Source organism: Mycobacterium sp. (assembly GCF_049683935.1).
Lineage (GTDB): Bacteria > Actinomycetota > Actinomycetes > Mycobacteriales > Mycobacteriaceae > Mycobacterium.
Window position 1 is genome coordinate 1 of the sequence record NZ_JBAUJR010000190.1, and the last position, 4,357, is coordinate 4,357.

The window sequence follows — 4,357 nt, forward strand, 5'->3', positions numbered from 1 at the left end:
GTACGACGCCGCGGCTGCCGAGCGCGCCCGCAACGAACGACGCGACGTCGCGTCCCGGCTGCGGCGCTGCGGGGTCGACGTGGTCGACGCCCCGCCGGAGCAACTCGCACCGGAACTCGCCGACCACTACCTGGCGATGAAGGCCACCGGGCGGCTGTAGGGCGCCCGGGGAGTTCAGCGGGTCGGTACGAGGTCCGGAGCGTCCTCGATGTCACCGGTCTCACCGGCCATCGACGCCTTCCGGCCGAAGTGGAACACGTACCCGATGAAGGCGGCCTCCGCAGCGACGCCGATCATGATGCGCGCGAATGTCGGCAGCGGCGACGGTGTGACAAACGCCTCGATCACCCCGGATATCAGGAGCACGACCACGAGGCCGAGCGCCACCGCGATCACCGCGCGACCCTGCTCGGCGAGTACCTGACCTCGTGGCCGGTTGCCCGGCGACACCACCGACCACCCGAGTCGCATCCCGGCACCGGCGGCCAGGAACACCGCCGTCAACTCCAGCAGCCCGTGCGGGGTGATCAGGCCGAGGAAGATGTCACCCTTGCCTGCGTCGAACATCAATCCGGCGTTCGCGCCGAGGTTGGCCGCATTCTGGAACAGCACATACGGGATGGGGATGCCGAGCAGGATCGCGAAGCCGATGCACTGCGCCGCGACCCAGGCGTTGTTCACCCAGACCTGCAGGGCGAACGATCCCGCCGGATTCTCGCTGTAGTACGCGGCAAAATCGTTGTTGACCAGTTGCTCGATTTCGGCGGGCGTACCGAACGCGGCCTGTACCTCGGGGTTGCCGGCGATCCAGACGGCGATCAACGCGGCAACGAAGAAGAACCCGATCGCCGAGCCCAACCACCACCGCCAGGAACGGTATGCGACCACCGGGAAGGACACCGTCCAGAAGCGGACGAACTCGCGCCACAGGGGCGCATGGGCCCCGGTGACCACCGAGCGCGCCCGAGCCACCAACCCGGACAGCTTGCCGACGAGAACGGCATCCGTGGACGACGAGCGCACCATCGACAGGTGGGTGGAGACCCGCTGGTAGAGGTCCACGAGCTCGTCGACCTCGGCGCCGGTCAACTGCCGGCGTTTCTTCACCAACTGGTCGAGTCGATCCCACGTGGGGCGATTAGCCACCACGAACGCGTCGACATCCACACCCGCCGATCCTAGTAGCGTTGGGATATGGCCAGTCCGCAAGAGCCCGTGGTGACCGGGGACGCGGTGGTCCTCGATGTCCAGATCGCCCAGGTCCCGGTGCGCGCACTGGCGGTGTTGATCGACATCGTCGTCGTGTTCATCTGTTACGTGACCGGTGTGGTGCTGTGGGCGGCGACGCTGTCACAGTTCGATTCGGCGTTCTCGGGTGCGGTGCTGATCATCTTCACGGTTCTCGCCCTGGTGGGCTATCCGGTCATCTTCGAGACCGCCACCCGGGGCAGATCGCTGGGCAAAATGGCGATGGGCCTGCGGGTGGTGTCCGAAGACGGCGGCCCGGAACGCTTCCGCCAGGCTCTCTTCCGCGGGCTGGCCGGGGTGATCGAGATCTGGATGCTGACCGGCGGTCCCGCGGTGATCTGCAGCCTGATCTCGCCGAAAGGCAAGCGCATCGGCGACATCTTCGCCGGCACGGTGGTGATCAGTGAACGCGGACCGAGGCTTGCACCCCCGCCACCGATGCCCCCCCAGCTTGCGTGGTGGGCGTCTTCTCTGCAGCTGTCCGGACTCGGCTCCGAGCAGGCTGAGCTGGCTCGTCAGTTCCTGACTCGCGCACCACAATTGAATCCCCAGATGCGCGACCAGATGGCCCATCGGATCACCACCGAGGTGATCTGCCGCATCTCGCCGCCGCCGCCGCCCGGTACACCGGCGCCCCTGATCCTCGCTGCCGTGCTCGCCGAACGTCATCGCCGGGAACTGACCCGGCTTCGGGCGCCGCAGCCGCCCGCCTGGGCCACGAACGGCGGCGTGGACCCGAGATACACCTATCCCACTTTCCCGCCGACGCCCCAGCAGCCGTCACCCCAGCAGCCGTCGAAGGAACCCGGAGCGTTCACCCCGCCGTCGTAGCCCGCCACGGTCAGTCGGCGATCCAGTTCCCGTGGAAGCCGTACGGAACACGCTGTGGCAGCTGGATTGTGGCCACCGGAGCACCGGTGAAGTCGGACGCATCGATGATCACCAGATCGCTGCCGTCACGTGCGGGATCGTAGACATAACCCAGATACCAGCCGCTGCTCTCGTCGGCAGCCCCCGGGTCCGGCACGAACACGAACTCTCCCGGTCCGCCCGGCGATTCCACCGTTCCGAACCGGTGCGTGGCGGCGTCGCCGGTGAGCAGGTCGTGGCGGACCAGGCCGCCGTCACCCACCGACACCGCGTAGCGCGCAGGCAGTGTCGCCAGCCGGTCGTCGATCCGGGGGAACTCCACCGACCGGTCATCGAGCTGACTTTCGGTGACGCTGCCGCGGCGCAGGTCCACCGTCCACGTCCACATCACCGCTTGCGCGTCGAATCCGTCGTTGCCGCGCCACAATTCGGGATAGCGGACGGCTTGGATCACCACGGTGTCGGCATCACGGTCGTAGGCATTGGCGACGTGGAAGACGAAACACGGATCGATCTCGAACCACCGCACCTCACCGTGAGGGTCGTCGCGGCGTAGCAGCCCCAGCCGGGCCCCGTACGAGTCGTCCCACCCGTAGGGCATGGCACCGGAGCCGCTCATCGCGACGTCGAGGTTGAACACGATGGGCAGATCCATGAACACCACATAGCCTGCCGTCAGCGCGAAGTCGTGCATCATCGTCAGCGCCTTGACCTCCAGAGGCCGGTTGACGACGAGTTGTCCGTCGGCATCCGCGCGGTGGTAGGTCACGTGCGGGGCGAAGATGCTGCCGTATCCGAAGAAGTGCAATTCACCGGTGGTCGGACAGATCTTGGGATGTGCGGTCATCGAGTTGTCCAGCTTGCCGCCGAAGTCGTAGGCGCCCACCGTCTCGAGTTCGTTGGTGATCTCGTACGGCAACGACGACTCGACGAGCGCGAGCGTCCTACCCGCGTGGTTGACGATGTGGGTGTTGGCCACGCTGGCCCGCAGATTTCGGGTGCCGTCTTCTCGATACAGCGGAAAATCTTCTTTGAAGCTGTCCGTGCGCACCCACCGGTTGCGGTACCAGGCGGCCCGCCCGCCCTCGATGCGGACGCCGTGGACCATGCCGTCGCCGGTGAACCAGTGGCCCGTAGCGCCCCGCGGGTTCGGCCCGTTACGCAGATACCAGCCGGTCAGTTCGGGCGGAATCGAGCCCTGCACCGGAAGACCGAACTCGGTCAGCTCGTCGGCGACCGGCGCATAGTTGCCCACCTGGAAGATGTCGGTCTGGTCTGAGGCGGTATCGGTCACGGGTCGACCTCCTGTCGGGCTCGATCCACCCTGACATGGCATTGATGACATGTCAATGATGGACTGTGTGAAGTACCGCGGTGTCGCAGTCCGATGCTCCAGTTCTGGAATGTCGAGGCCGTACGATGCCGCCATGAGTCTTCGATTCGCCGCGCTCGGCCTGCTCGCTCAGCATCCCGGCAGTGGCTATGACCTGCTCAAGCGGTTCGAGAAGTCGATGGCCAACGTCTGGCCCGCCACCCAGAGTCAGCTGTACGGCGAGTTGAACAAGCTGGCCGACGCAGGCCTGATCGAGGTGGCCGCCGTCGGACCGCGCGGCCGCAAGGAATACCGGGTCACCGACTCCGGTCGCGCCGAACTCGTCCGCTGGATCAGTGATTCCCAGGACGACCCGCCGAGGCGCCGACCGGACCTGCTTCGAGTCTTCCTGCTCGGCGAACTGGCCCCCGACGACGCCAGGAGCTACGCCTCGGCCTTCGCGCAACGCGCCGCCGCCGAACGCAAAAAGCTTGAGCACCTTCGGGATTCATTGGAGTGGGGCGACAGCGACGCGGCGTTCTACGGACGCGCAGCGCTGGAGTTCGGCCTGCGGGACACCGCGATGGAGGAGCAGTGGGCGCAGTGGCTGGCCACCTTGATCGACGCCCGCGCCGCAGACTGACGCCAAACTCGTCGTTGCATCGCGATAGTTTCCGATATATCGTCAACGTATCGGAAGCGCACCCCGTGCTTCCTGTCGAAAGAAGGACACGAACATGAACACCCCATTCACACCCCCGGGACCACCCTTCGGAGCCCCCGGTTTCGGCTTCAGCCCCGAGAACCGTCGCGCACTGCACGAACAGCGCAGACAATCCCGTCGCGAGTTCCGCGACCACATCCGCGAGCACCGCGGCGACGCCGGTTTCGGGCCCGGGTTCGGCGGCTTCGGGCCCGGCGGCTTCG

At 66.5% G+C, this 4,357-nt stretch carries 4 protein-coding genes and 2 pseudogenes; 4 read left to right on the top strand and 2 right to left on the bottom strand.

Translation table 11 applies throughout. The features are described from left to right. Positions 1–160, top strand: a pseudogene (locus WA965_RS10485) (DUF58 domain-containing protein); the annotation flags it as partial. Positions 161–174: 14 nt separating this feature from the next. Here WA965_RS10485 and WA965_RS10490 read toward each other — a convergent pair. Continuing rightward, positions 175–1,167 carry a stage II sporulation protein M gene (locus WA965_RS10490; RefSeq protein ID WP_526297177.1) on the bottom strand — a complete coding sequence of 331 codons (993 nt, stop codon included), beginning with the start codon at positions 1,165–1,167 and terminating at the stop codon, positions 175–177. A 27-nt stretch (positions 1,168–1,194) separates the two neighbouring features. Between WA965_RS10490 and WA965_RS10495 the strand changes: the two genes are divergently transcribed. Beyond that, positions 1,195–2,079, top strand: coding sequence for an RDD family protein (locus WA965_RS10495; RefSeq protein ID WP_526297175.1), 885 nt, complete (start codon positions 1,195–1,197; stop codon positions 2,077–2,079). A gap of 10 nt (positions 2,080–2,089) precedes the next feature. Here the strand turns inward: WA965_RS10495 and WA965_RS10500 are convergent, their stop codons facing one another. Further along, positions 2,090–3,412, bottom strand: coding sequence for a carotenoid oxygenase family protein (locus WA965_RS10500; protein WP_526297173.1), 1,323 nt, complete (start codon positions 3,410–3,412; stop codon positions 2,090–2,092). Between the two features lie 133 nt (positions 3,413–3,545). Here WA965_RS10500 and WA965_RS10505 point away from each other — a divergent pair, with 133 nt between their 5' ends. Beyond that, a complete protein-coding gene (locus WA965_RS10505) occupies positions 3,546–4,073 on the top strand; it encodes a PadR family transcriptional regulator (protein WP_526297171.1) in 528 nt (175 codons plus the stop codon). 94 nt (positions 4,074–4,167) lie between these two features. Next, positions 4,168–4,357: pseudogene (locus WA965_RS10510) on the top strand (PadR family transcriptional regulator); the annotation flags it as partial.